A 24,298-nucleotide genomic window follows, 5' to 3' on the forward strand; every position below is an offset into this window, starting at 1 on the left:
TAAGCATTGCGGCGGTAAAGGGGATTGCCGTCCTTGGGGAGCGATCGGACAGCTGTAGCCTGTTCGAAGATCGCGGCTGTGCCTGATCATCTTCTGGTGAACTTCGGTGAGGTAAGCCGAGCACGCACCTGGGACATGCATCGGCCTCAAGGCGCCAAGATGATCCGCCGACTGCCCGTCGCCGGCTGCCCAACTCGGCCCCCCAGGCAAGATAAGCAAGATGTCCCCGCGATTCCTCGTCCGAGAAGGCCGGCTAGCTCGGGTTTCCGCGAGGGCGGCGGATCGCGGCGACGATCTCGAAGATCATAGCGCCGGCGTGCACGAGCAGCGTGAAGGCAAGCAGCAGGAACGCCACGCCCAGCAGCTCGATCGCATGGTCATCCGCCCAGGGAGGCTGAGCGCTCGCAGATTCGAGCACCCAGGCGCTGGCGAAAAACATCGCGCAGGCGCAGGGGAGGAAGAGCAGATGCACTGCCCATCTCAGCCGGACGCGGTTAGCCAAGCGCCAGCAGTAGAGGGAGAATGCGATCGGTCCGATGGTGGCGAACGCGGTGGCCGCGAGCCCAAAAGCGAACATGCCGGTGCTGCTGCTTGAATGGTCATAAAAGTAATAAAAGGGGTTTTCATAGCTGTCGATGAACAACATCAGGGCAAGCACGGCCACGATTGCATAAGCGATGCCGCCAACCTTGTTCATCGCCATGTCCCCCGGCTGGTTCGTGCCTACGGCCGCCAGTCCGCCGCTGCTTGGCAATATTCGCAACGCTGCGGAGCAGAACGAACGCCGGCGACATCGTCTCTGTCCAGGCGGATCGTAGATTCGGAACGGCGCGCCCCGTCGCCGAACCTGCGCAACACTGGAAGCTTGCGGCGCCCCGGCTTTATCGGGATGGATTATCGGCGGATCGACGCTCGCTTATGTCCGCCGGAAAACGGGTCGGTGCGCAACCAGTGCACTTGGTAAAGTGGCACTGTAAGCCCAGGCACGTTGATCTGCTGAGGGCAGGGTCAGAGATCCGGCTGCGCGGCCGGTGCGACGCCGAGCCGGCGCTCTTCTTCGGCGTAAGCGCGATCGATCAGCTGCCAGCCTTCGTTGGCGACGGCCGTGTTCTGTTCGATTTGATTCAGCATGCTCAAGACGCCCCGGCAGCTTCGCTCTTCGTCTTGCGGCGCGGCAAGCAAGGACTCGAGCGTTGCCAGCAGAGAGGTGGCGAATTTCTGCGTCTTGGCGGTATGGGCAACGAAATCCGGATCGGACAGCAATTGTTCGCCAAAGCGCTTGCGATCCTCTTGGGTCCACTTGCCGAGCGCCATCAGCCGCGCGGCGCGCGCGTCCATGCGAGCCTCAATCTGCTTCGTCGCCTGGCGCAAGGGCTCTATGCCCGTGAGAGCCGCGTCGCCCTGCTGGAGCAGCCGTTTGCGCGCCTCCGCGTTTCCGCAATCGGTGGCCCGAAGCTCAGGCGGGATGACGACGTCCGGCAGCGGTTCCGCCTGGAGCGCCAGCGTCAGCGCGGTTACGGCGACAAAGCCGATGATCATCTCTGCAAATCCCCCTTGATCAGCCTGGGGCTCGCGAAGGGTTGGCTTCACGATATCCGGCGGTCCGAGGCTACCGGGGCTCGGGCGGGGGCGCAAGCCGGTGAGGCGGGGCATGCCCCCGGGGCTGTGTGCGCATGATCGATTGGCGGCTAATTAGTGGAGTGGCAGCGTAATCCTGCGCTGGATTTTAGGGTTCCGGTGACAGTGCGGTAGGGTTCCGGTGACAGTGCGGTGATTCATTCTGGTGCGCATGAGCACCGTCACCCGTGCCTTACCTTCGGCATCCTCGCCATCAGAACCGGCAACCGCGGTCGTGCCTGGGCGACCAGCTCCGCGTCCGGCGCGGCAATGCCGAACGGCCGCGGAGCGGGAATCACCTCGCCGCTGACCCAGCGGAACACCGTGACGTTGCGCAGCAAGGCTGCGAACAAGGCGCCAGTGGAGACGAAGGCGTCGAGTTCGGCGAGGAACGGGTGGACGGCGCGGAAGCGGGAGGATCTCGACCGCGGTGAGGGTGAGCGCGACGTGGCCGCATCGAAAGGGAAGACGAAGGCGAACCAGCCGCGCAGGATGGTACCAAACAGCGGCCGGTGCCGCGCCGGTGTCGCGGCGGTCGGCGACAAGGGCGGCCCACGCTGAGATCGACTGCCTTCCTGAGCTTGCTGCTATCGCTCGCAGCAGGGGGCGATATTCGACGGCCGGCCGGGAACAAGGCGGGCAGGCTGCCATTCTGGAATCGACGGCTATGGAGGAGATTCCGCAATGACGCCGAGTGTTGGAGATCGATCGTTCAGTGGCGCCGAGAGCCCGCTGTCGGCGGAGGAACTCGAGAATGAAGCGGAGGAGCACGTCGAAATCGTCGGCACCGATGTCGGCGCCGGGACGAAGGGCTCCGGTTCGCATCTGCCGGCGAGCGAGGCGGATGCGCTGGACGATGAGGAGGGGAGCCCGGCCGCTCCGTCGTCGGCTGCCATTCTTCCGCCGGATTGAGCGGCGGGTCCGCGTCTCGGCGCGTGGCTCGCGCGCAGGGCGCCGACGTCGTGGATTTAAGAGGGTCAACGCAGGACGTGGGTCGCCGCCAGCGTCCCGCCGGTTACGCTGACAGTGCATCGATTCATGCTGCCCGACGCGTGCGCACGTCAGCCCCGCCGCATTTGTGGTGTCCCAGCCATCAATACCCGCAGCCGCCGTCGGGCCTCTGCGACCAGCTCCGCGTCCGGCGCCGCATTTCCGAACGGGCGCGGCGCGGGGATTGCCTCGCCGCTGACCCAGCGGAACGCCGTGGCGTTGAGCAGCAGGGCCGCGAACAGGGCGCCGGTGGAGACGAAGGCGTCGAGTTCGGCGAGGAGCAGGTGGTTTCCGCCAAAGGGAAGAACCTTGATCGCCAGAAAGGTGATCGCGACGTGGGCCGCGTAGAAGGGGAAGACGAAGGCGAACCAGCCGCGCAGGACCGTGCCGAAAACGGGACCGGTGCCGCGCCAGACCCGCTTGAGGCCGATGTCGCGGCGGCCGACGGCGAGGGCGGCGACCCAGGGCTGAACCCGGAGGAACGCGCAGGAGACGGAGATCAGGACGGCGATCGCGACTAGGTTACGCACGGTGGCGGCGGGACCGGCGGTGAGGCCGGCGGCGAGGGCGCCCTGCTTCGCGCCTCCGGCAAGGGCGAGCACAAGGATGGAGGCGGAGCCGAGCATCGCGACCAGAGCGGCGGCGGCGCGCAAGGTGCGTGTGTCGACCGTCCAGGGGCGCTCGTCTTCCGAGAGGAGGATGCGGTAGGCGGCGGTTATCGCCAGCAGCAGCACCAGCGTGCGCACCAGAAAGATCGGCCAACCGGTGAGGCTGAGCTCCGGCCGGACCTTGTCGAGCCAGAGCAGGAAATTGCTCGAGGTGAGCACGGTGATCAGCAGCGCGCTGACCAGGAACAGGCCGTTGCGACCGGCGCGCAGGGTGGCGCGGAGTTCGCCGAACAGGGCGCGTATGTCGTGGCGGCGCGGCGACGCGTAAGCGGGCGGGATCGGGGCGGGGGGCGCGTCGTTGCGGATGGTCGCGGCGCAGAGAAATTGGCCGGCGAGCGTCTCGGCGGTGCCGATCTCGGCCAGGGCGGCCCCCAGCGGCTCCGGGCCTTGTGCGGCCCGCTCCGACAGGTGGCCGCGCAGCTCCAGCAGGATCGCCTCGCGTTCGTCCGAGGCGAGCTCCCAGAGCGCGTCAGCCAGTCGACGCAGGAATCGTTCGGCCTCGGGCGGCAGTCGGTCGGTCATGAGCGGACTCCTCGATGGCGCCGGTGACGAAGGCGCTGAATTCGAACCAGGTGCGCTGCATCTCGGCCACCAGCATCTCGCCGTCGGCCGAGAGGGTGTAATATTTGCGTGGGATCCTGGCGTCGTCGGCCATCACCCAGCGCGCAACGATCTTGCCCTCGCGCTCGAGCCGGGTGAGCAGGGGGTAGAGGGTGCCGTCGGACAGCACCCCGCCGGCGCCGCCGGCCTTGTCGAGCAGCTCGACGCCGTAACGCTCGCCCTGGCGAAGCAGGCTGAGGACGACGAGTTCGGCCGCGCCCTTGCGGAGCTGGCTCTGCCAGGAGGTGATGTCCATTCGGGCAAGCTATCCCACGATAGATTGGTATGCAAGGTATTCTCTTCATCCTCCCCGAGATTGCTCGGGGAGGGGGACCGCACGCCAGTGCGGTGGAGGGGCTATCGGGCGTTCGGAAGAGCGCCGCGAAGTCCTGCCGTGGCATGACGTCTCCGCACATCCTGACAAGTGGCGAGGCGCTGCCCGCGCCGCTTGCCCCTCCACCAGCTTTCAGCTGGTCCCCCTCCCCGAGACAAGCTCGGGGAGGATTGAGAAGTTGATACCTCACCCCAGAAACCCGCCAGACCCCTGTCGCCTCTTGCACGCTGCGCGTGCGCGGCGCAGAGGCGGGGGATGAAGCTGCACGCCTTGCTCCTCGCCGCCGCCGTTTTTTGTCCCACCAGCCTTGCACTTGCCGCGCCGACGCCGCCGCCGCGGGCGATCGCCGATCAGGTCGACGAGGCGCGGCTGCGCGCGATCGTCGAGAAATTGGTGAGTTTCGGGACTCGGCATACCCTCTCGTCGCAGACCGATCCGAAGCGCGGGATCGGGGCGGCGCAGAAATGGGCGATCGAGGAGTTCAAGCGCTACGCGAAAGCCTGCGGCAATTGCCTCGTCACCGAGATGCCGTCGCAGGTGTTCACCGGGCGGCGGGTGCCGAACCCGACGAAGATCGCCGACGCGATCGCGATCCAGCGCGGGACGGTCGATCCCAACCGGGTGGTGATCATCACCGGCCATATCGACAGCCGGGTCAGCGACGTGATGGACTTCACCAAGGACGCGCCGGGCGCCAATGACGACGGCTCCGGCACCGCCGCGGTGATCGAGGCGGCGCGGGTGCTGTCGAAGCATAAGTTCCCCTACACGATCGTCTATGCCGCGCTCTCGGGGGAAGAGCAGGGGCTGTACGGCGGCAAGGTCCTCGCCGAATATGCCAGGGCGCAGGGCTGGGAGGTGATCGCCAACCTCAACAACGACATCATCGGCAACAGCTGCAGCTCCGACGGCGTGTGCGATGCCGCCCATGTCCGGGTGTTCTCGGAAGGGCCGCGCTGGCAGGGCGGGGAGGCGCTGCGGGCGCCGCTGCGCAGCCAGGGCGGCGAGAATGACGCGCCGTCGCGCAACATCTCGCGCTGGATGGACGGGCTCGCGGACGATCTCAGCCTGGGCCTCGACGTCCGCCAGGTGTGGCGCAACGACCGCTTCGGCCGCGGCGGCGACCATACCGAATTCCTGAATGCGGGCTTCCCGGCGGTGCGGATCACGGTGGCGATCGAGAATTACAATTGGCAGCACCAGGATATCAGGGTCGAGAACGGCGTCGAGTATGGCGACACGATCGACAAGATGGACTTTCCGTACCTGCGCAAGGTCGTGCAGCTGAACGTCGCGGCGCTGGCCGCGCTGGCGAGCGCGCCCCCGCCGCCGGCGCCGGTCGTCGAAGGGGCGGTGTCGACCGATACCGCCCTGACCTGGGAGCCGGTGAAAGGGGCGTCGGCTTATGTCATCCGCTGGCGGCCGACCGATGCGGCGAACTGGAGCGAGAGCCTGCGGGTGGACGCCAAGAGCGGGCTCGACCTCGTCGTCACGACCACCGAACGGAACAGCCCGGCCACACCGGCGCGGCTGCGGGCGGTGCTGAAGGGTATCAGGGTCGACGATTTCGTGTTCGGCGTGTCCTCGCTGACCGCCGACGGGCATGAATCGCCGGTTGCATCCGCGGTGCCGGGTGGTGCGTTCCGCCCCTATGTTCCGCCCGCGCAGCAGTGACTGCGCGGCTCAGCAGTGAAAGAATGAATGGCTAAGAACCGGCAGCACGGCCTCCCCAGCCGGGAGCAGATCCTCGATTTCATCGCGACCAGCGACCAGCCTGCGGGCAAGCGCGAGCTCGCGCGGGCGTTCGGCCTCTCGGGCGCGGACAAGCAGGCGCTGAAGATATTGCTGCGCGACATGGCCGACGAAGGGCTGATCGAGGGCTCGCCCGGCCGCGCCTTCCACCAGGCCGGCGGAATTCCAAAGGTCACCGTGCTCCGGGTCAAGGACGTCGACGACAACGGCCAGATCTGGGCGGTGCCGGAGCGCTGGGAATCGGAGGCGCCGGTGCCGGCGATCCGGGTGCTGGAGCGCGGCGGCCGGGGCTCGGCGCTCGGCATCGGCGACCGAATCCTTGCCCGCACCGAGCAGCGCGGCAACGGCTATGCCGCGCATCCGATGAAAAAGCTCGCCAAGGGCGAGGATCTCGTGCTCGGCGTCGTTCACCTGGAGGGCGACCGCTACTGGCTGCGCCCGGTCGAGAAGAAGGAGCGGCGCGAGCTGCCGATCTCGGAACTCGGCGAGGCGCAGCCCGGCGATCTCGTGCTGGCCGAGCGGACGGGACGGCCGCCGCGGATCAGCGCGCGGGTCTCGGATATTCTCGGCGATCCGTTCGCGCCGCGCAGCTTCAGCCTGATCGCGATCCACAAGCACGGCATCCCGCATGAGTTTCCGGATCGGGTGATCGAGGAAGCGGAGCGGATGGCGGGGCTGCCTCTGGGTGACCGCGAAGACCTCACCCACATTCCGATCGTCGCGATCGATCCGGCGGATGCGCGGGACCATGACGATGCCGTGTGGGCGGCGCCGGACGACGAGCCCGGCAACGAGGGCGGCTGGAAGGCGATCGTCGCGATCGCCGACGTCAGTTTCTACGTGCGGCCGGGATCGGCGCTCGACAAGGAAGCGCGGAAGCGCGGCAACAGCGTCTATTTCCCGGACCGGGTGGTGCCGATGCTGCCCGAGACCCTGTCGGCGCACGTCTGCTCGCTGAAGGAAGGGGAGGACCGGGCGAGCCTGGTCTGCCACCTGCGGATTTCGAAAGCGGGCGAGATCAAATCGTGGCGCTTTGCCCGGGCGCGGGTGCGGATCGCGGCCAACATCGCCTATGAGGATGCGCAGGCGGCGATCGATCTGGCCGAGGGCAAAGGCAATGCTGCTGCGGAAGAGCCGCCCGTCGAAGTCGCGTCCTCGCCATGCTCGATGCCGGAGATTGCCGACCAACCGCCGGTCGCGCGCGAACTGGTCGAGTCGACCCTGAAGCCGCTGTGGGCGTGCTGGCGGGCGATGTACAAGGCGCGGGAGAAAAGGGCGCCGCTCGATCTCGATCTGCCCGAGCGGCGGGTGGTGCTCGACGAGAAGGGGCGAATCCTGTCGGTGGCGCCGCGCGAGCGGCTCGATGCCCACAAATTGATCGAGGATTACATGATCGCGGCCAATGTCGCGGCGGCCAAGGCGCTGGAGGCCAAGAAGGCGCCGGTCATGTACCGCGACCACGAGCCGCCGAGCCGCGAGAAGCTGGTCGCGCTCAAGGATTATCTGAAGACGTTCGAGATCGAGTTCGCGCTCGGGCAGGTGATCAAGCCGTCCACCTTCAACCACATCATCGAACGGGTCGGCGAGGCCGACTTCAAGCCGCAAGTGATGGAGCAGATCCTGCGCACCCAGACCCAGGCTTATTACGGCCCGGAAAATCACGGCCATTTCGGGCTCGCGCTCGGGTCCTACGCGCATTTCACCAGCCCGATCCGGCGCTATGCCGATCTCATCGTCCACCGCTCGCTGGTCCGTGCCTACGGGCTTGGGCCCGATGTGCGCGAGACCGGGCTGACCGATTCCGATCTGGAGGCGATGGACGTCACCGGCGAGCTGATCTCGCAACTCGAGCGGCGGGCGATGGAGGCGGAGCGCGAGACGCTCGACCGCTATGTCGCCGCCTATCTGTCGGAGCGGGTCGGCGATCTCGTCGACTGCCGGATCACCGGGGTGCAGCCGTTCGGCTTCTTCGCGACGGTCGAGGGGCTCGGCGGCGACGGGCTGGTGCCGGTGTCGACGCTCGGCAGCGAATATTTCCGCTATGACGAAGCGAGCCAGACGCTGGTCGGCGAGGCCAGTCAGCAGAGCTTCGCGTCGGGGCAAAGGCTGAAGCTGCGGCTGGTCGAGGCGAATCCCGTCTCGGGCGGACTGCGCTTCGAGCTGCCGCAGGGCGGGGGCGGTCAGGCCGAGCGCCGCGGCGGCAACGGCAAGCGCACGATCCGCCGCGACGGCAAGCGCGGCAAGGACGATGCCGGCGGCAAGGGAGGCGGCAGGGCGCAGGGCAAGCGTGGCCGGCCGGGCAATATCCGCCACCACGGGCGCTGATCCGTCGCGGCTGGCGCGCGACCTGAAGTGCAGCTTTCGTCGACGAACGGCAGGAAGATCGACGAATGCGCGGGCGGATTCTGCCGGCGGGCGGGTGTCCGCAGGCATGCCGCAGTAGAAAGACATGGCCAAGTCTAGAGGAGTGATGGCCATGAAACGGGATGTACTGATTGCTTCGTTCGCCGCTTTTTCGCTGATCGCCGCGGCCGCGCCGGCCTCCGCCAAGGCGCAGGACAGCGAGCAGGGCACCGGCAGCGCCGCGAAGACCGAGAAGAAGATCTGCAAGACCTTCCAGAACACCGCCAGCCGCATGAAGGCGACCCGGCTTTGCCTGACCAAGGCGGAGTGGAAGAAGTTCGACGAGACGCAGCGCTAAGGCTTCGGGGGGGACGGGGTCGACCGCCGTCGGCAGGGTTCGCTCGCAGGAGCGGACCCTGCTCCTGTGGATCCTCACCGGAACGGAGAGGATCTAAAATGCCCCCTACAATTTCGGCAAGGTCACCCCGCGCTGGCCCATATACTTGCCGGCACGGTCGGCGTAGCTGACTTCGCACGGCTCGTTGCCCTGCAGGAACAGGAACTGACAGGCGCCTTCATTGGCGTAGATCTTGGCCGGGAGCGGGGTGGTGTTGGAGAATTCCAGCGTGACATGGCCTTCCCAGCCGGGCTCGAGCGGGGTCACGTTGACGATGATCCCGCAGCGCGCATAAGTCGATTTGCCGAGGCAGATGACCAGCACGTCGCGCGGCACCCGGAAATATTCGACGGTGCGGGCGAGCGCGAAGCTGTTGGGCGGGATGATGCAGACGTCGGTCTTGCGGTCGACGAAGCTGTTCGACGCGAAGTCCTTGGGATCGACCAGGGCATTGTCGACATTGGTGAAGATCTTGAACTCGTCGGCGACGCGCGCGTCATAGCCGTAGGAGGAGAGGCCGAAGCTGATCGTGCCCTCGCGCTTCTGGCCGTCGACGAACGGCTCGATCATCTGGTTTTCGAGCGCCTGGGTGCGGATCCACTTGTCCGACATGATCGACATCAGCCGCGGCTCCCCGCCAGCAGGCGGCCGCCGCAGCCTTCGAGCATCCGCCCGCTCAGGGTCACGCGGACACTGTCCTCGAAATGCCGTCCGCCGGCTTCGCAGGGCCGGGCGGCCTTGCGCGATTCGATGCTGATCACTTCGGTTCCTTCACCGGATTGCCAGATGGTTGCGCCACTGTCGGTGCGCGGGAGCACGCGGGGATAAGCGTGGCTGGTGAGCTTGCCGCCCTTGCCCGCGGTCCCGCCTGGCGCGCCGAGGGCAAGGACGATGCGGTCGTCGCCGATCGTCACCATCCAGAAGGGTTGGTCGCCGAGGGCGGCGTAAGCGACGTTCGTCACCGGTGCGAAGGGCGGCGGATCCTGGGCGCAGCCGGCCAGCGATGCCAGCATGGCGGCGGGGAGAAGCAGGCGCTTGGTCATGCGGGCGACCTTCGCCTGTCCCGCGGCCCGGAGCAAGCCTCCCGCCGGGCCAGGAAATCGCAATCTGCGGCGACGACGTTCCAATCGACCCGGCCGCTGATGCCGCGCAGCCGGCGGAAGTTCGATGCCTGCCAGAGCGTCCACGGCCGCGCGCCGTAGGCCGGCGCGGTGACCAGGCTGCGCAGCCAGAGCGGGCGGTCGATCGCGGCGCTGACCGCATAGGCTGCCTCGAACTCCCTGGTGAGGTAGAGGATGGCGTGTCTGCCGGCATGCGCTTCGACCCGGGCGAGGAATGCGTTCAGCTCCTTGAGCAGGGCGTCGCGGCCCGGGCGGGCGGCGCAATTCCCGCCGAATTCGAGGTCGACCACCGGCGGCAGCAGGCGGCGGTTGCGCGGCACCGCGGCTATGAAGTTCGCCGCCTGCTCGGCGCCCGAGCGGCACAAGGTGAAGAAATGATAGGCGCCGCGCGGGATACCGGCTGCGGCACTGGCCTTGAGGTTCGCGGCGAACAGTCGGTCGCGATGATCCGCGCCTTCGGTCGCCTTGATGTAGGCGAAGTCGACGCCCTGGCGCTTGATCCGCTTCCAGTCGATCGCACCCTGATGGTGCGACACGTCGATGCCCTGGATCGGATAGCCACGGTCCCGCGGATGCCAGGAGGAGGCGTAAAGAAACAGGCCGAGCGCGAGGAGAATGCCGGTCCCGGCAATCAGCCCGATCAGCCGCGACGCGCTCACTTGATGTGGAGGACGCAGATCAGGGTGAACAGGCGGCGGGCGGTGTCGAAATCCATGTCGATCTTGTCCTTGAGGCAATCCTGAAGGAGCTCCGCCGCCTCGTTGTGAATGGCGCGGCGGGCCATGTCGATCGTCTCGATGCCCTTGGCCGAATCGGAGCGCACCGCTTTGAAATAGCTTTCGCAGATCGCGAAATAGTCTCGAATCGGGCGCTTGAAGCGGGCGAGGCCGAGGCGGATCGTGTCGAGCGGCGCGCCGTCCTCGCTCTTGAGATCAATGGCGAGGCGAGTCTCCTCGATCCGCAGCAGGATCCGGAACGGTCCCTCGAGCCCCGCGGGCTGAAAGCGGTTGGCCTCGAGCAGGTCGAAGATCGCGATCTGGCGCTCGCGCTCGATATCGTCGCTGCGACGGATGATCGTGCGCTCGTCCAGTTCGATATCGATGATCCGCGGATCGGCCATGCGCCCTGTTAACGGGAGGAGTGGCGCTTATCCACAACACTTCCACAGACTTGCTGGCTTGAGCCCGGGCACGGAAAGGAGGAGAGGGGAGGCATGGCAGACAACATCATCAGGCTCGCGGATACGCCCGCACCGGAAGCAACGACTCTCCCGCACAATATCGAGGCGGAGGCGGCGCTGCTCGGCGCGCTCATGATCGACAACCGCCTCGCCGAAGACATCCAGATGAAGCTTCGGCCGGACCATTTCTACGAGCCGCTCCACGCCCGGATCTACGAGCAGATCCTGAAGCTGATCGATCGCAACATGATCGCATCGCCGGTGACCCTGCGGCCGCTGTTCGAGGCGGACCAGGAAATGAAGGAGCTCGGCGGGCCCTCCTATCTCGCCCAGCTCACCGGCAGCGGCGCGGCGATCATCGGCGCACGCGATTTCGCCGAGCAGATCTACGAGCTGGCGCTGCTGCGCGCGCTGATCGGAGTCGGCCGCGAGATGGTCGAGAATGCGCTCGACACCAGCGAGGACGTCGACCCCAAGGGACAGATCGAGCAGGCCGAATCGGCTTTGTACCGGGTCGCCGAGGAGGGCGGCAACGAGGGGCAGGTGAAGAGCTTCGCCGAGGCGACCCGGCTTGCCGTCCAGCTCGCCGAGAAGGCGCTCAATACCGGCGGCGGCCTGTCCGGGGTCACCACCGGTCTCGACAGCTTCAATGCGCGCACCGGCGGCATGCATCACAGCGATCTCATCATCCTCGCCGGACGTCCCGGCATGGGCAAGACCTCGCTCGCCACCAACATCGCGTTCAACGCCGCCCGCCGCTACGTCCAGGACATGGAGGACGGGATCGAACCGGCCAAATCGGTCGGCGCGCCGGTCGCCTTCTTCAGCCTCGAAATGTCGGCAGACCAGCTGGCGACACGTATCCTTGCGGAAAATTCCGGGATCAGCGGCGAGAGCCTGCGCATGGGCAAGATCAGCCAGCAGGATTTCCGAAGCCTCGCCCGCGCCGCCGCCGAGCTCGAGAGCCTGCCGCTCTACATCGACGACACGCCCGGCCTCACCATCGCCGCTCTGCGCACCCGCGCCCGCCGGTTGAAGCGGCAGCGCAATATCGGCTTCATCGTCGTCGACTATCTTCAGCTGCTCACCGGATCGGGCAAATCATCCGACGGCAATCGAGTGCAGGAGATTTCGGAAATCTCGCGCGGCCTCAAGACCCTGGCCAAGGAATTGAACGTTCCGGTGATGGCGCTGTCGCAGCTCAGCCGCCAGGTGGAAAGCCGCGAGAACAAGCGCCCGCAGCTTTCGGATCTTCGCGAATCCGGATCGATCGAGCAGGACGCCGACATCGTGCTGTTCGTCTATCGCGAGGAATATTACGTCAATTTCACCAAGCCCAAGGAAGCCTCGGCGGCCGCCGGCGACGATGCCAATTCGGTCGCCGCGTTCGAGGAATGGCAGCGGGCGATGGAGGAAGTCCATGGCCGCGCCGAAGTGATCATCGCCAAACAGCGCCACGGCGCCACCGGCACCGTCACCCTGAAGTTCGAAGCCAAGATCACCCGCTTCTCCGACCTCGTCGACGAGCGCTACATGCCCGAGATGCGGGGCGAATAAGGTTCGGCGGGGGGCGCCCCTCGGCTCCGCGCAGGCGTGGGCCGAGGGGCGTTCAGGAAATCTCCCCGAGCGTGAAGATCCTCCCCGCGAGCGGGGAGGAACTTCTTCAGCCTTCGAGCTCGTTGGCGGCGCGGGGATCGCGCAGGCCGACGCCGATGGCCGCGCGGGCCTGTTCGGCTTCCGAGCTGGTCACCGGATAGGCGCAATAATCGGCGGCATAATAAGCGCTCGGGCGGTGGTTGCCGGAATTGCCGATCCCCCCGAACGGGGCGTTGGAGGGGGCGCCGTTGGTCGGCTTGTTCCAGTTGATCACGCCGGCGCGGCTGTTCGCCCAGAAGCGGTCGTAAAGCTCGGGGCTGCCGCCGACCAAAGCGGCGGCAAGGCCGTAGCGGGTGGCATTGGCCTCGGCGAGCGCGGAGTCGAAATCGGGCACGCGGATGACCTGGAGCACCGGCCCGAACAATTCGGCATCGGGCCGGTCGCGGACCTCGGTGACGTCGATGATCGCCGGCGTGAGGAACGGGCGGTCGTCGGCGGAGCGTTCGAGATGCTTGATCGGCCGACCGCCGCGGGTGAGCAGGGAAAGGAAACCTTCCTGGAGATGGTCGGCCGCGTCCCTGTCGATCACCGGGCCCATGAACGGCGCCGGATTGGCATGGGGATGGTCGACGATCAGCCGGTCGGCGAGCTTGACGATGGTATCGAGCAGTTCCTGATGCTGACCGTCGCGGACGATCAGCCGGCGCGCCGCGGTGCAGCGCTGGCCGGCGCTCAAGAAGGCGGACTGGACCGCGATGATCGCTGCGGCGTGGATGTCGGGCGCGTCCCAGATCACCAGCGGATTGTTGCCGCCCATTTCCAGCGCCAGGATCTTGGACGGCGTGTCCGCGAACTGGCGGTGGAGGGCAAGGCCGGCGCGGGCCGAGCCGGTGAACAGCAGGCCGTCGAGCCCGGGATGGGCGGCGAGCGCCTTGCCGACCTCCGGGCCGCCCTGGATGCAGCGCAGCACATCTTCGGGAACGCCTGCCTCGTGGAACAAGGCGACGAGGCGCTCGCCGACCGCCGGTGTCTTCTCCGACGGCTTGAAAACCACCGCATTGCCGGCGAGCAGGGCCGGGACGATGTGGCCGTTGGGCAGGTGGGCGGGAAAATTGTACGGCCCGAGCACGGCAAGCACGCCGTGCGGCTTGTGGCGGACCGCGACGCGGGCCCCGAGGGCGCCTTCCAGCCGCCGCTGCGAGGTGCGTTCGGAATAGGCGCTCACGGAAATGTCGACCTTGTTGACGACGGCGTCGACCTCCGTCGCGCTCTCCCACAAAGGCTTGCCGGTCTCCCGCGCGATGAGATCGGCGAACGGCTCCTTCTGGCCGCGGACGACGTTGGCGAAGCGGCGCATCGTTTCGATGCGGACGGCGAGCGGGCGCGCGGCCCAGCCGGCCCAGGCGGCGCGGGCACGGCCGATCTCCGCATCGGGATCGCCGCTTTCTCCGGTCCAGAGATGTTCGCCGGTTGCAGGTTCGGTGGAGTGCAGGCTCGCCATGGCGGGTGAAGCACCATTTTTGAAAGACTTGGTCAAGCGCCGCCGCTGTGCATCGCTTCGCCCATCCGTCTCACTTTGGCGATCTTGGCGTCGAATGCCGACCAGTCGTCGGCCTCGTCGATCCGCCGCCAGATCGCCTCGACCTCGTCGATGTGCATCGAACAGGGCTCCCGATCCGCCCAATAAGCATGGCGCGTGGCACCGGGCACGGCGTCGTAGAGCCGCATCAGGCGGATCACCTTCTGGAAGGCTTCGTCCCGATAGGCCTCGTCGGCGGGGGAGGGACCGCGCTTCCATCCGCCGCGCCAATCGAAGAAGAAGCGGTCGAGCTGGACCGTCTGTTTGGCGAGCGCGCCTTCCAGCGCGAGGAGGAAGTCGCGATCGCGCTCGGGCTCGCTTCGGTGGATGCCGAGACGGGCGAACATCGCATCGGCAAGTGCGCTCTGGAAGATCCGCGGGAAGGCATCCAGGGCGGGCGCCAGCGTTTCGATGTCGGCGATCAGGCTGAGGGCCCTGGCGAGCTGGACCAGGTTCCAATGGATCGCCTCGGGCTGCCGCCCGAACGCATAAAGGCGGGACTGGTCGAAATAGGCGGCGGTGAAATAGCCGTCCCAAGTGGGCGTGAACCGCCACGGGCCGTAATCGAAACTTTCGGCGGTGATCGCGATATTGTCGCTGTTGAGCACGCCGTGGACGAAACCCGCCGCGACATAGCAGGCGGCCAGCCGCGCGGCGGCGTCGACCACCCGCTCGAGCAGCCGCAGCGCAGGATCCTCCCCGCCGGCACCGCCGTGATAATGATCGAGGCAGTAGTCGACGAGGAGGCGCATCTCGTCCGCCTGCTCGAGGAAGGCGAGCCGCTGGAAGGTGCCGATCCGGATATGGCTGTGCTGCAGGCGCACGAGCACGGACGCGCGGGTCGGCGAGGGCTCGTCGTTGCGCTCGAGCGCTTCCCCGGTTTCGATCAGCGAGAAGCTCTTCGATGTCTCGACGCCGAGCGCCTCCAGCATCTCGGTCGCGAGCACTTCGCGCACGCCGCCCTTGAGGGTCAGCCGCCCGTCGCCGAAGCGGCTGTAGGGCGTGGTTCCGGAGCCCTTGGTGCCGAGATCGAGCAGGCGGTCGTCGCCGTCGCGCAGCTGCGCGAACAGGAAGCCACGGCCGTCGCCGATGTCGGGATTGTACACCCGGAACTGATGGCCGTGATAGCGCAGCGCCAGCGGCTGCTTGAGGCTGCCCGGAAGCGCCGAGAAGCGCCCGAAATGGCCCGTCCAGCCGGCGGCGTCCAAGACGCCGAGCCCTACCGCTTCGGCCCAGCGCTGGTTGCGGAAGCGCAGGATGGTCTGCGGGAACAGGGCCGGCTCGACGGGATCGTAGAAGGCATCGCCGAGCGCCAGGATGGTCGTTGCGGGCCTGTAAGAGCTGGGTTGCGGGCGGCGGGGCATCAGTGAATATGAGGGCCTGTGACAGAAAGGGAGAGCATGGCGCAGTGGTCCGATGGTTACTGGTCGTCAAGCGACGGCCTCCGGCTCCACTATCGCGACTATGCCGGCGATGGTTCGCGTGCGCCGATCCTGTGCATTCCCGGGCTGACTCGTAACGCGCGCGACTTCGAAGGGGTTGCCGATCGGCTTGCCGGCAGCCGGCGGGTGATCTGCGTCGAGTTGCGCGGGCGCGGCCAGAGCGACTATTCGAAGGACGTCGCCCGCTACGCCCCCTTGGTCTATGCCGAGGACGTCGAGGCGCTGCTTGCCGAACTCGATCTCGGCCGCTTCGTGCCGTTCGGAACCTCGCTCGGCGGCCTGCTCACCATGTTCCTGGCGCTGCGCGACCGGACACGGATTGCCGGCGCGCTGATCAACGACATCGGCCCGGTGCTTGAACCCCGCGGTCTCGAGACAATCCGTTCCTATGTCGGGAAGTCGCAGACCTGGCCGACCTGGCTCCACGCCGCCCGGGCGCTGTGCGAGGCGCAGGGCGATCGCTATCCGGATTGGGCGCTCGAGGACTGGCTGGTCTACGCCAAGCGCCTCTGCAAGCTCACGCCGAACGGCCGCATCATGTTCGACTACGACATGCGCATCGCCGAGCCGTTCCGCGTGCCCGGCGCCGAAACCGGCATCGATCTGTGGCCGGCGTTCCGCGCGCTGGCGGGACGGCCGTCGCTGGTGCTGCGCGGCGAACTGACCGATCTGCTCAGCGCCCGTACGGTCGCGCGCATGGTGGAGGAAAATCCGGACATGGAGGCGGTCACGGTGCCCCGCGTCGGCCATGCGCCGACACTGGACGAACCGGAAGCGCAGGCCGCGATCGACCGGTTGCTTTTCAGGGTCGACAACTGAGCCGGCAGACCTGCGTGCCGCTCAGGCGGCGCGGGCGGCGCCGTTTAAACGGGCGAGCAGCGCCTGGACCTCCCCGGCAGGGATCGCGGGCGCGAACAGATGACCCTGGCCGACATGGCAGCCCTTGCGCTTCAGCCATGAGGATTGCGCCGCGGTCTCGACGCCCTCGGCGACCACCTCCATGTCGAGGCTGCGGCCGAGATTGATCACCGCGCGGATGATCGCCTCGGCATCGTCGCTGCGGCCGACATCGGCGACGAACGACCGATCGATCTTGAGCACGTCGACCGGGAATTGCTTCAGGTGGGAGAGCGAGGCGTAGCCTGTTCCGAAATCGTCGAGCGCGATCCGGATGCCGGCTTCGCACAAGGTCTTGAGCGCACGTTCGACGCATTCGGCGCCGCGGCCGAGGAATACGGTTTCGGTGACTTCGACCTGGATCCTGTCGGTCGGCACCTCGGCCTTGGCGAGCCGCTCGATCAGGCTTTCCGCAAAGCCGCCCTTGCGGAATTCGGCGGCGGCGGCGTTCACCGCGACGTGGCCGAAATCGATTCCGCGATCGAGCCAGCGGCGCATGTCGGCGATCACCTTGGCGATCATCCGGTCGCTGATTTCCGCGGCAGTGTTGATGTCCTCGAATGCCGCCGCGATCGTCTCCGGCAGCTGCATGCCGTGCTTGCGGTCCTTCCAGCGGAGCAGCGCCTCGAAGCCCGACACCCGGCCGGTCGCAAAGTCGATCTTCGGCTGGTAATGCGGACGGATCAGATCCTTGGTTAGCGCAATGCGGGCGAGCGCGACCATCGAGACCCGGTTCTGCATGTCGGAGCGCATGCTCGGGTGGAAGATGCGCAGATTGCCGCGCCACGAGCTCTTGGCGACGTAGAGCGCGATGTCCGCATGCTTGAGCAGCTCGGCGCGGTTGCTGCCCTGGCCCGGGAACAGGCTGGCGCCGATGCTGGCATTGCAGTCGAGGATCCGGCCGGCGAAGACGTGGGGCCGCCGCAGCTCGGCGAGGATCGTCTCGACCGCCGCGGTCACTTCTTCGTCGCTCGTGGTGCCGGAGAGGATCACCGCGAACTCGTCGCCGCCGAGCCTCGCGACGAAATCGTCGGAGCGGGTCGCAGCGCGCAGCCGCTCTCCGAACGCGCAGAGCAGCGAATCGCCGGCATCGTGGCCGAGCGTGTCGTTGACCCGCTTGAAGTCGTCGACGTCGAGCAGCAGCAGCGCGAACTTGCCGCCGCGATCGCCGCGGTCGGCAATGGCGTCGAGCCGCTCCTGGAACAGCAGGCGGTTGGGCAGGCCGGTCAGTGGATCGTGGTTCGCAGCCCAGCGCACCTGTTCCTCGGACTTCTTCTGATGGGTGATGTCGCGGGCGATGACGACGATCCGCGGCCCACCGACGCCGTTTACCGGCGTCGCGACGATGTCCCACCATTTCGGCCGACCCTTGGCCGTCGGATGCTGGAACGAGAAGGTCACGGTTTCGCCAGCCCGAGCACGGTCGAGGGCGGCGCCGGCAATCGCCGCAGCATCGGGCTTGAGGAAATCCACCCAGCGCGTGCCGATCAGGGGGGCGGCGTCGTCGAGGTCGACGGCCTTGGGGCCGAGCCGGTTGACGAACAGGACCTTGCCGTCGTCGTCGAGAAGCTTGATGCAGTCGGGGCTCGCATCGAGGATCGAGCGGACCAGCGCCTCGCTTTCCTGCAGCGCGGCCTTCGCGGCGATCCGGTCGTGGATGTCGGTGCATGTGCCGTACCAGCGCACGACCTCGCCTTCGGCGTCGCGCTCCGGGAGCGCGCGGGTAAGGATCCAGCGATGCTCTCCCGAATTGTGGCGGAGGCGCAGCTCGGCCTCGAACGGCTCGCCGCTCGCCACGCACTCCATCCACTTGCGGCTGACCTCTTCGAGATCGTCGGCATGCACGGTCGCCGTCCAGGCGCGACCGAGATCGGTGAGATGTTCGAGGCCGGTGAATTCGTCCCACTGCGGCGAAAGATAGTCGCACTCGCCGGCCGCATTGGCAGACCAGACGATCTGCGGCACCGAATCGAGGATCGAGTGCGCCCGCGCGGTGCGCTCGCGATATTGTTCTTCCGCTTTGCGGCGGGCGGTGATGTCGCGATAATAGACGGTGATGCCGCCGTCGGTCGGAGTCACGTGCGCTTCGAACCAGCGGTCCGAGGGCGGGAAATAGGCTTCGATCGTCTCGGCCGTGCCGCTTTCCAGGACGCGTGCATAGCAGCGGCCGAACTCGGAATGCTCGATGCCGGGCAGCACGGCGAGGATCGATCGGCCGATCAGCGTCCGGCCCGAATGGCGCTCCATGGCGCGCCGGTTGACGTAGGTGAAGCGCAGGTCGCTATCCAGCGAATAGACGCGGTCGAGCGTGTTCTCGAGGACGTCGGCAAGCTTGTCGGATGTCTTGCGCGCTTCGTGGTTCGCCTTGCGCAGAGACTCCTCGAGCAGCTTCTGCTCGGTGACGTCGCCGACGAAGCCTTCGAGGTAGAGCGCCTCGCCACTGTCCGAATAGACCGCCTGGCCGCGCTCCTGCAGCCATCGCCAGTCTCCGTCCCGGCCATGGCGGAAGCGGTAGGTCGCGCAGAAGCGGTTGCCTGTCGCGATCGCAGTCTGGATGGCTTCGGTCAGTGACGGTCGATCCTCGGGATGCACGAGGTCGATCCAGCGCAGCCGGCCGGAGATCCAGTGTTCGGCGCCGTAGCCGGAGATCTCTTCGGCGCCGTCGCTGACATAATCGAGCCGTCCGGTTGCGCCGAGCCGCGAACGGTAGGCAAGGCCCGGAAGGTTGTCGATCAGGGTTGCGAGGCGCCGGCGGCTTTCGGCCAGGGCGAGCTCCGACTGCTTGCGTGCCTGGATGTCGACGACGACGCCGTACAGCCAGCGTCGCTGCCCCACCTGGTCGCAGCGCGGCCGCGCGATGCCGCGCAGCCAGTGCACGGCGCCGTCCGCAAGCAAGACGCGGAATTCCATGTCGTGCGGCGCGCCGGTGGCGAAGCTCTGCTCCAGGCTCGTCGCGACCGCATCCTGATCGTCCGGATGGACACGGGCGAGCACGTCCTCCTCGCGCGGCGCGGCAGGCAGGCCGAGCAGCCGGCTGGTCGCGACGTCCCAGGTGCAGAGGCCGCTGACCATGTCGAGACGCCACGTGCCGACACCGGCCGCGTCCAGGGCTTCGCGATAGAAGATGTCGTCGGTGCCCGCGATCGGCGCGGCACCTTCGAAGCTGGTCTCGTCGAAATGGATCATGAGCGAAGCATTGCCTTCCCCTCGGCGCGACGCGGGACTGAAACGCCCACCTTCCCGGCCGCTCGCGAGGAGAGAGGATGCAGCGGAAATGGTTAATATTGCTTTGCCATGTTTTGCGCCTCGTTTTTGGCGATGGAAGCGGCGGACGAAGCGCGCATCTTTCCGTTCCCCGCGGCGCGCGCCTGCGTCATAAGATCGGCATGCCGCCCGTTCGCATTCTCCACGCCCATTCCACCTTCGCGCTCGGCGGCAAGGAGGCGAGGGCCGTTCGCCTGATGAACGCGTTCGGCGGATCGGCCCGCCATGTCGTGATCAGCGGCACGCCCGGCGAGACCGGCGCGCGCGCCGAGCTCGACCCTGGGATCGACGTGCGCTTCCCCGACGACGCACCGCCGCTTTCGGGTGCGCCGGTCCCGACGCGGTTCTGGCAGCTTGCACGCTACATCCGGGCGTTCGATCTCGTGCTGACTTACAATTGGGGTGCGATGGACATGGTCATGGCGCGGCGGCTGTTCGGGGGTCCGCCGCTCGTCCACCACGAGGACGGCTTCAACCAGGACGAGAGCGAGCGCCTGAAACCCCAGCGCAACGCCTGGCGGCGGATCGCCCTGCCGGGCGCCCATCGCCTGGTCGTGCCGTCGCGGCGGCTCGAGGACATCGCCCGGACGCACTGGAGGCAGAAGGACGATCGTGTGGCGCGCATTGCCAACGGTATCGAAACGCACCGTTACGCGATGGCGCCGGAGCCGGGGCTGCTCGGCCTGGAGGCGGCACCGCGCCGCCTGGTGATCGGAACGGTGGCCGGCCTCCGCCCGGTCAAGAATCTGCCTCGGCTGGTGCGGGCTTTCGCCGCAATGGGGAACCGAGAGGCGCTGCTCGTCATCGTGGGGCAGGGACCGGAAAGCGAGCGCATCCTCGCCGAAGCGCGGCAGTCCGGGGTCGTGGACCGGGTGATGCTGCCCGGCTTCCGCACCGACCCTGCGCGCTGGATCGGCGCGTTCGACATCTTCGCCTTGTCGTCGGACAGCGAACAATCCCCGATCTCGCTGATCGAGGCGATGGCGGCCGGGCTGCCGGCGGTGACGACCGCCGTCGGCGACATCCCGGCGATGGTCTCCGCAGAAAATCGGCCGCTCATCGTCGACTCCGGCGACGAGGCGGCATTTGCCGCTGCCTTGGACACGCTTGCCGAGCGCGCGGACCTGCGCCGCGCGATCGGCCTCGCCAATCGTGAGAAGGCCAATGCCGAATATGACGACGCAGCCATGGTAGGCCGTTATGCGGCGCTCTATGGTGAAGCCATCGGCCGGCCCCATGCGTTCGTTGCGGAGCGCACCTAAGGCGAGCGCCGTGGACGAGCTTTTTTGACGCAATTTCCGCGGAGTGCGCGTATAGCGCGCCCGTCAATTTCGGAGGAACGATGTTCAAGGGTTTGAAGCCGATCTCGTATGGCGGGCGCGAGGTGCTGCCGCTGGTGGAGGGCGGCAAGGGGGTTTCGGCCAGCAACCATGCGAGCTCCGGCGCCTGGGCCGCAGCCGGTGGTATCGGCACCGTCTCGGCGGTGAATGCCGACAGCTACGATCCCGAAGGCCGCATCGTCCCGCAAGTCTACCACGCTTTGACTCGCCGCGAGCGTCACGAAGAGCTCGTCCAATATGCGATCGACGGTGCGGTCGCACAGGTTCAGCGCGCGCACGAAATCGCGGGCGGGCAGGGCGCGATCAACATCAACGTGCTGTGGGAAATGGGCGGCGCGCAGCGCGTGCTCGAAGGCACGCTGGAGCGGACTCGCGGTCTCGTCGCAGGGGTCACCTGCGGCGCCGGAATGCCCTACCGGCTGTCGGAAATCGCGGCGACCTACGGAGTCTATTACCTCCCCATCATCAGCTCCGCGCGCGCCTTCCGGGCTTTGTGGAAGCGTGCATATTCCAAGGTGCCGGAATGGCTCGGCGCGGTCGTCTACGAGGATCCCTGGCTCGCCGGCGGCCATAATGGCCTGTCGAACGCCGAGGACCCGCTGCAGCCGCAGGATCCCTATCCGCGGGTGCGCGAACTGCGCACGACGATGCGCGAAGGCGGCATTTCGGACGACGTGCCGATCGTCATGGCCGGCGGCGTCTGGAACCTCGGGGAATGGGAGCATTGGATCGACAATCCCGAGCTCGGTCAGATCGTCTTCCAGTTCGGCACCCGGCCGCTGCTCACCCGCGAAAGCCCGATCCCCGAGGAATGGAAGCAGCGCCTGATGACGCTCGAGGAGGGCGACGTCCTGCTCCACCGCTTCTCGCCGACCGGCTTCTACAGCTCGGCGGTGCGCAATCCCTTCCTGCGCGCGCTCGAAGCACGATCGAAGCGCCAGATCGCCTTCACCAAGGAGCCGATCGGCGATCATGAATTCCAGCTCGACGTCGGCGTCGGCGGCAAGAAGCATTTCTGGGTGACGCGCGGCGATCTGCTTCACGCGCGGGAGTGGTTCGCGCAGGGCTATACCGAATCGCTCAAGACTCCGGACGAGACCCTGGTCTTCGTCGAGCCTGACGAAAAGGCGCAGATTCGCAAGGATCAGGCCGATTGCATGGGCTGCCTGTCGCAATGCTCCTTCTCGTCCTGGGCGGACAATGAGAAGAACTCGACGGGCCGCCTCGCCGACCCGCGCTCCTTCTGCATCCAGAAGACGCTGCAGGACATCGCCCATGGCGGCCCGGTGGAGAACAACCTCATGTTCGCCGGCCACGCCGCATTCCGCTTCAAGAGCGATCCTTTCTACTCGAACGGTTTCGTGCCGACCGTGAAGCAGTTGGTGGAGCGGATCGCGACCGGGGCTTGAGCCGCGCTGCCCTCACCCTCCCAAGCCTGACGGCTTGGGCCCCTCCCTCTCCCCGGAACGGAAGAGGGAAGTAGCTGGGCTTCATCCCTCTCCCATTTGGGGAGAGGGAGGGGCCCGCCGCGAAGCGGTGGGAGGGTGAGGGCAGTCTGGTGAGGGCGTTCACGCCCGATCCGGCAAGTCCTCGCCCTTCGCCCACGCGCGGATGTTCGCCAATACCTTCTCGCCCATCGCGATCCTCGTCTCGATGGTCGCCGAGCCGAGATGCGGGAGCAGCATGACGTTGGGCAGGGCGATCAGCCGCGGATCGACGTGCGGCTCGTTGGGGTAGACGTCGAGCCCGGCACCGGCGATCTCGCCCGCCTCCAGCGCTTCGATCAAGGCGTCCTGATCGACGATGGCGCCGCGGGCGGCGTTGATCAGGAAGGCATCGGATTTCATGCGCTTCAGCCGCAGGCCGTCGATCAAATGGTGGGTTTCCGCCGTGTAGGGGCAGCTGAGGCTGACCACGTCGGCGTCCCCGATCATCGCATCGAGATCGCTCCAGTAAGTGGCGCCGAGGGCGTCGCCGCTCTCGACACGGCGGCGGTTATGATAGTGGATGTGCATGCCGCAGGCGCGTGCGCGCGCCGCGACCGCGAGGCCGATCCGGCCCATGCCGACGATCGCAAGGCTCTTTCCGGCAAGGCTGCGGCCCATCTGCCGACGCGGGCCCCAGCCTGCCCATTGCCCCGCCCGCACCACGCGCTCGCCCTCGCCAAGGCCGCGCAGCGTGCCGAGGATCAGCGCCAGCGTCACGTCCGCGGTGTCGTCGGTCAGCACGTCCGGAGTGTTGCTGACCAGGATTCCGCGTGCCTTCGCCGCGGCGAGATCGATATGATCCACGCCCACCCCGAAATTGGCGAGCAATTTCAGACGCGGGCCGGCGCGGCCGATCATGTCAGCGTCGAGCCGATCGGTGACGGTGCAGGCGAGCACGTCGCACGCCTGAACGGCGGCGGCGAGTCGTTCGCGATCGAAGGGAGGGCCGTGGTTCACCTCGGCATCGAACTCGGCGATCAGCGTCGCTTCGACCGGCTCCGGCAGGCGGCGAGTGACGATGACACGGGGAGGATTGGCAGCCATCGCGCCTCCCTAGCGCGCTCGCGCAGGGTTGGCAGCCGCAAACGCCATTCGTCGCGGCGGCGTCATGGAAATAGGGTGTCCCACGATAGTGCAGCCGTGCCAAGATGAATGTTGAACCTCGGTGCGCCTCCTGCGTAAGGGCATCGGCGAGGAGAATGAAAATGCGCAAGCTGTTCGCGCTCGGGTTCGCGGCCGTGCTCGGGCTCAGCGTCACGTCCGCCGAAGCCCAGAAGGATCGTCAGACACCTTATTGGGCCTCGATCTCCGCGTCGAAGGCGATGATGCGCAGTGGCCCGGGCCGCAATTACCCGGCGACCTGGCTCTATCTACGGGCCGATCTCCCGATCAAGGTGGTTGAGACTTATCCCAATTGGCGCAAGGTGCAGGATCCCGACGGCGAGACCGGCTGGATGCTGCAGAGTCTGCTGAGCGACACGCGCACGGCGGTCGTCGGGGGCAAGGAGCCGCGGCCGATGCACGAAGCGCCGGATGAAAGCTCGCCCGTTCGCTTCCGAGCCGAACCCGGCGTGGTCGGGCGCCTTTCGAAATGCGCTGCGGGCTGGTGTCAGCTTGACGTCGGCGGCCGCAAGGGCTTCATCCGCGCCGACCATTTCTGGGGTGTCGATCCCGGCGAGAATCTCGACTAG

General features: G+C 67.1%; 22 protein-coding genes. 9 read left to right on the forward strand and 13 right to left on the reverse strand.

The window, feature by feature from the left end; translation table 11 throughout:
• Positions 1-253 precede the first annotated feature (253 nt).
• From C7I55_RS13215 to C7I55_RS13225, 3 genes are all read right to left on the reverse strand, one after another.
• Positions 254-703 (reverse strand): hypothetical protein, encoded by a 450-nt coding sequence (locus tag C7I55_RS13215; protein ID WP_106513454.1) that lies wholly within the window; start codon positions 701-703, stop codon positions 254-256.
• 305 nt (positions 704-1,008) lie between these two features.
• Positions 1,009-1,653, reverse strand: a complete 645-nt coding sequence (locus C7I55_RS13220; protein ID WP_146151017.1) for a hypothetical protein — start codon at positions 1,651-1,653, stop codon at positions 1,009-1,011.
• 146 nt (positions 1,654-1,799) lie between these two features.
• On the reverse strand, positions 1,800-2,162 hold the full coding sequence (locus tag C7I55_RS13225; RefSeq protein WP_106513456.1) for a hypothetical protein: 363 nt from the start codon (positions 2,160-2,162) through the stop codon (positions 1,800-1,802).
• Positions 2,163-2,301: 139 nt separating this feature from the next.
• Here C7I55_RS13225 and C7I55_RS13230 point away from each other — a divergent pair, with 139 nt between their 5' ends.
• Positions 2,302-2,529, forward strand: coding sequence for a hypothetical protein (locus C7I55_RS13230; protein WP_106513457.1), 228 nt, complete (start codon positions 2,302-2,304; stop codon positions 2,527-2,529).
• 149 nt (positions 2,530-2,678) lie between these two features.
• Here the strand turns inward: C7I55_RS13230 and C7I55_RS13235 are convergent, their stop codons facing one another.
• Both C7I55_RS13235 and C7I55_RS13240 read right to left on the reverse strand, forming a co-directional pair.
• The gene (locus C7I55_RS13235) at positions 2,679-3,797 is read right to left on the reverse strand and encodes an HAAS signaling domain-containing protein (RefSeq protein WP_106513458.1); all 1,119 of its coding nucleotides are present in this window, start codon (positions 3,795-3,797) and stop codon (positions 2,679-2,681) included.
• A complete protein-coding gene (locus tag C7I55_RS13240; protein ID WP_106513459.1) occupies positions 3,745-4,131 on the reverse strand; it encodes a PadR family transcriptional regulator in 387 nt (128 codons plus the stop codon). Before C7I55_RS13240 ends, C7I55_RS13235 begins: the two co-directional genes overlap by 53 nt.
• A gap of 333 nt (positions 4,132-4,464) precedes the next feature.
• Here C7I55_RS13240 and C7I55_RS13245 point away from each other — a divergent pair, with 333 nt between their 5' ends.
• The 3 genes from C7I55_RS13245 (at position 4,465) to C7I55_RS13255 (ending at position 8,662) form a co-directional block, all read left to right on the forward strand.
• A complete protein-coding gene (locus tag C7I55_RS13245; protein ID WP_106513460.1) occupies positions 4,465-5,883 on the forward strand; it encodes a M28 family peptidase in 1,419 nt (472 codons plus the stop codon).
• Positions 5,884-5,910: 27 nt separating this feature from the next.
• Positions 5,911-8,286 carry a ribonuclease R family protein gene (locus C7I55_RS13250; RefSeq protein WP_106513461.1) on the forward strand — a complete coding sequence of 792 codons (2,376 nt, stop codon included), beginning with the start codon at positions 5,911-5,913 and terminating at the stop codon, positions 8,284-8,286.
• Between the two features lie 151 nt (positions 8,287-8,437).
• Positions 8,438-8,662, forward strand: a complete 225-nt coding sequence (locus tag C7I55_RS13255) for a hypothetical protein (RefSeq protein WP_106513462.1) — start codon at positions 8,438-8,440, stop codon at positions 8,660-8,662.
• Positions 8,663-8,767: 105 nt separating this feature from the next.
• On the opposite strand, the gene dcd is transcribed toward C7I55_RS13255, so the two are convergent.
• Genes dcd through C7I55_RS13275 form a run of 4 tightly spaced genes read right to left on the reverse strand, consistent with a single transcriptional unit; the run spans position 8,768 to position 10,942 of the window.
• Positions 8,768-9,322, reverse strand: a complete 555-nt coding sequence (gene dcd / locus C7I55_RS13260) for a dCTP deaminase (protein WP_106513463.1) — start codon at positions 9,320-9,322, stop codon at positions 8,768-8,770.
• Positions 9,322-9,744, reverse strand: a complete 423-nt coding sequence (locus C7I55_RS13265; protein ID WP_146151018.1) for a hypothetical protein — start codon at positions 9,742-9,744, stop codon at positions 9,322-9,324. The genes dcd and C7I55_RS13265 overlap by 1 nt, the downstream gene beginning before the upstream one ends.
• On the reverse strand, positions 9,741-10,481 hold the full coding sequence (locus C7I55_RS13270; RefSeq protein ID WP_233222202.1) for a GH25 family lysozyme: 741 nt from the start codon (positions 10,479-10,481) through the stop codon (positions 9,741-9,743). The genes C7I55_RS13265 and C7I55_RS13270 overlap by 4 nt, the downstream gene beginning before the upstream one ends.
• Entirely contained in the window at positions 10,478-10,942 is a 465-nt protein-coding gene (locus tag C7I55_RS13275; protein ID WP_106513465.1) for a UPF0262 family protein, read from the reverse strand. The genes C7I55_RS13270 and C7I55_RS13275 overlap by 4 nt, the downstream gene beginning before the upstream one ends.
• A 93-nt stretch (positions 10,943-11,035) precedes the next feature.
• Here C7I55_RS13275 and C7I55_RS13280 point away from each other — a divergent pair, with 93 nt between their 5' ends.
• Positions 11,036-12,559, forward strand: a complete 1,524-nt coding sequence (locus C7I55_RS13280) for a replicative DNA helicase (protein ID WP_106513466.1) — start codon at positions 11,036-11,038, stop codon at positions 12,557-12,559.
• Between the two features lie 106 nt (positions 12,560-12,665).
• On the opposite strand, the gene astD is transcribed toward C7I55_RS13280, so the two are convergent.
• Positions 12,666-14,099: a succinylglutamate-semialdehyde dehydrogenase gene (gene astD, locus C7I55_RS13285; protein WP_106513467.1), complete on the reverse strand. Its 1,434-nt coding sequence runs from the start codon at positions 14,097-14,099 to the stop codon at positions 12,666-12,668.
• A gap of 32 nt (positions 14,100-14,131) precedes the next feature.
• Positions 14,132-15,541 (reverse strand): protein adenylyltransferase SelO family protein, encoded by a 1,410-nt coding sequence (locus tag C7I55_RS13290; RefSeq protein ID WP_106513468.1) that lies wholly within the window; start codon positions 15,539-15,541, stop codon positions 14,132-14,134.
• A 36-nt stretch (positions 15,542-15,577) separates the two neighbouring features.
• Here C7I55_RS13290 and C7I55_RS13295 point away from each other — a divergent pair, with 36 nt between their 5' ends.
• Positions 15,578-16,438 (forward strand): alpha/beta fold hydrolase, encoded by an 861-nt coding sequence (locus tag C7I55_RS13295; RefSeq protein ID WP_106513469.1) that lies wholly within the window; start codon positions 15,578-15,580, stop codon positions 16,436-16,438.
• A 21-nt stretch (positions 16,439-16,459) separates the two neighbouring features.
• Here C7I55_RS13295 and C7I55_RS13300 read toward each other — a convergent pair whose 3' ends face one another.
• Positions 16,460-19,702, reverse strand: coding sequence for an EAL domain-containing protein (locus tag C7I55_RS13300; protein ID WP_106513470.1), 3,243 nt, complete (start codon positions 19,700-19,702; stop codon positions 16,460-16,462).
• Positions 19,703-19,902: 200 nt separating this feature from the next.
• Between C7I55_RS13300 and C7I55_RS13305 the strand changes: the two genes are divergently transcribed.
• Positions 19,903-21,042, forward strand: coding sequence for a glycosyltransferase (locus C7I55_RS13305; protein WP_106513875.1), 1,140 nt, complete (start codon positions 19,903-19,905; stop codon positions 21,040-21,042).
• A gap of 80 nt (positions 21,043-21,122) precedes the next feature.
• Entirely contained in the window at positions 21,123-22,529 is a 1,407-nt protein-coding gene (locus C7I55_RS13310; RefSeq protein ID WP_106513471.1) for an NAD(P)H-dependent flavin oxidoreductase, read from the forward strand.
• 159 nt (positions 22,530-22,688) lie between these two features.
• Here the strand turns inward: C7I55_RS13310 and C7I55_RS13315 are convergent, their stop codons facing one another.
• Entirely contained in the window at positions 22,689-23,651 is a 963-nt protein-coding gene (locus C7I55_RS13315; RefSeq protein WP_106513472.1) for a 2-hydroxyacid dehydrogenase, read from the reverse strand.
• A gap of 161 nt (positions 23,652-23,812) precedes the next feature.
• Here C7I55_RS13315 and C7I55_RS13320 point away from each other — a divergent pair, with 161 nt between their 5' ends.
• Entirely contained in the window at positions 23,813-24,298 is a 486-nt protein-coding gene (locus C7I55_RS13320; RefSeq protein ID WP_332888422.1) for an SH3 domain-containing protein, read from the forward strand.

Origin of the sequence: Allosphingosinicella deserti (genome assembly GCF_003012735.1) — a bacterium.
GTDB classification, from domain to species: domain Bacteria; phylum Pseudomonadota; class Alphaproteobacteria; order Sphingomonadales; family Sphingomonadaceae; genus Allosphingosinicella; species Allosphingosinicella deserti.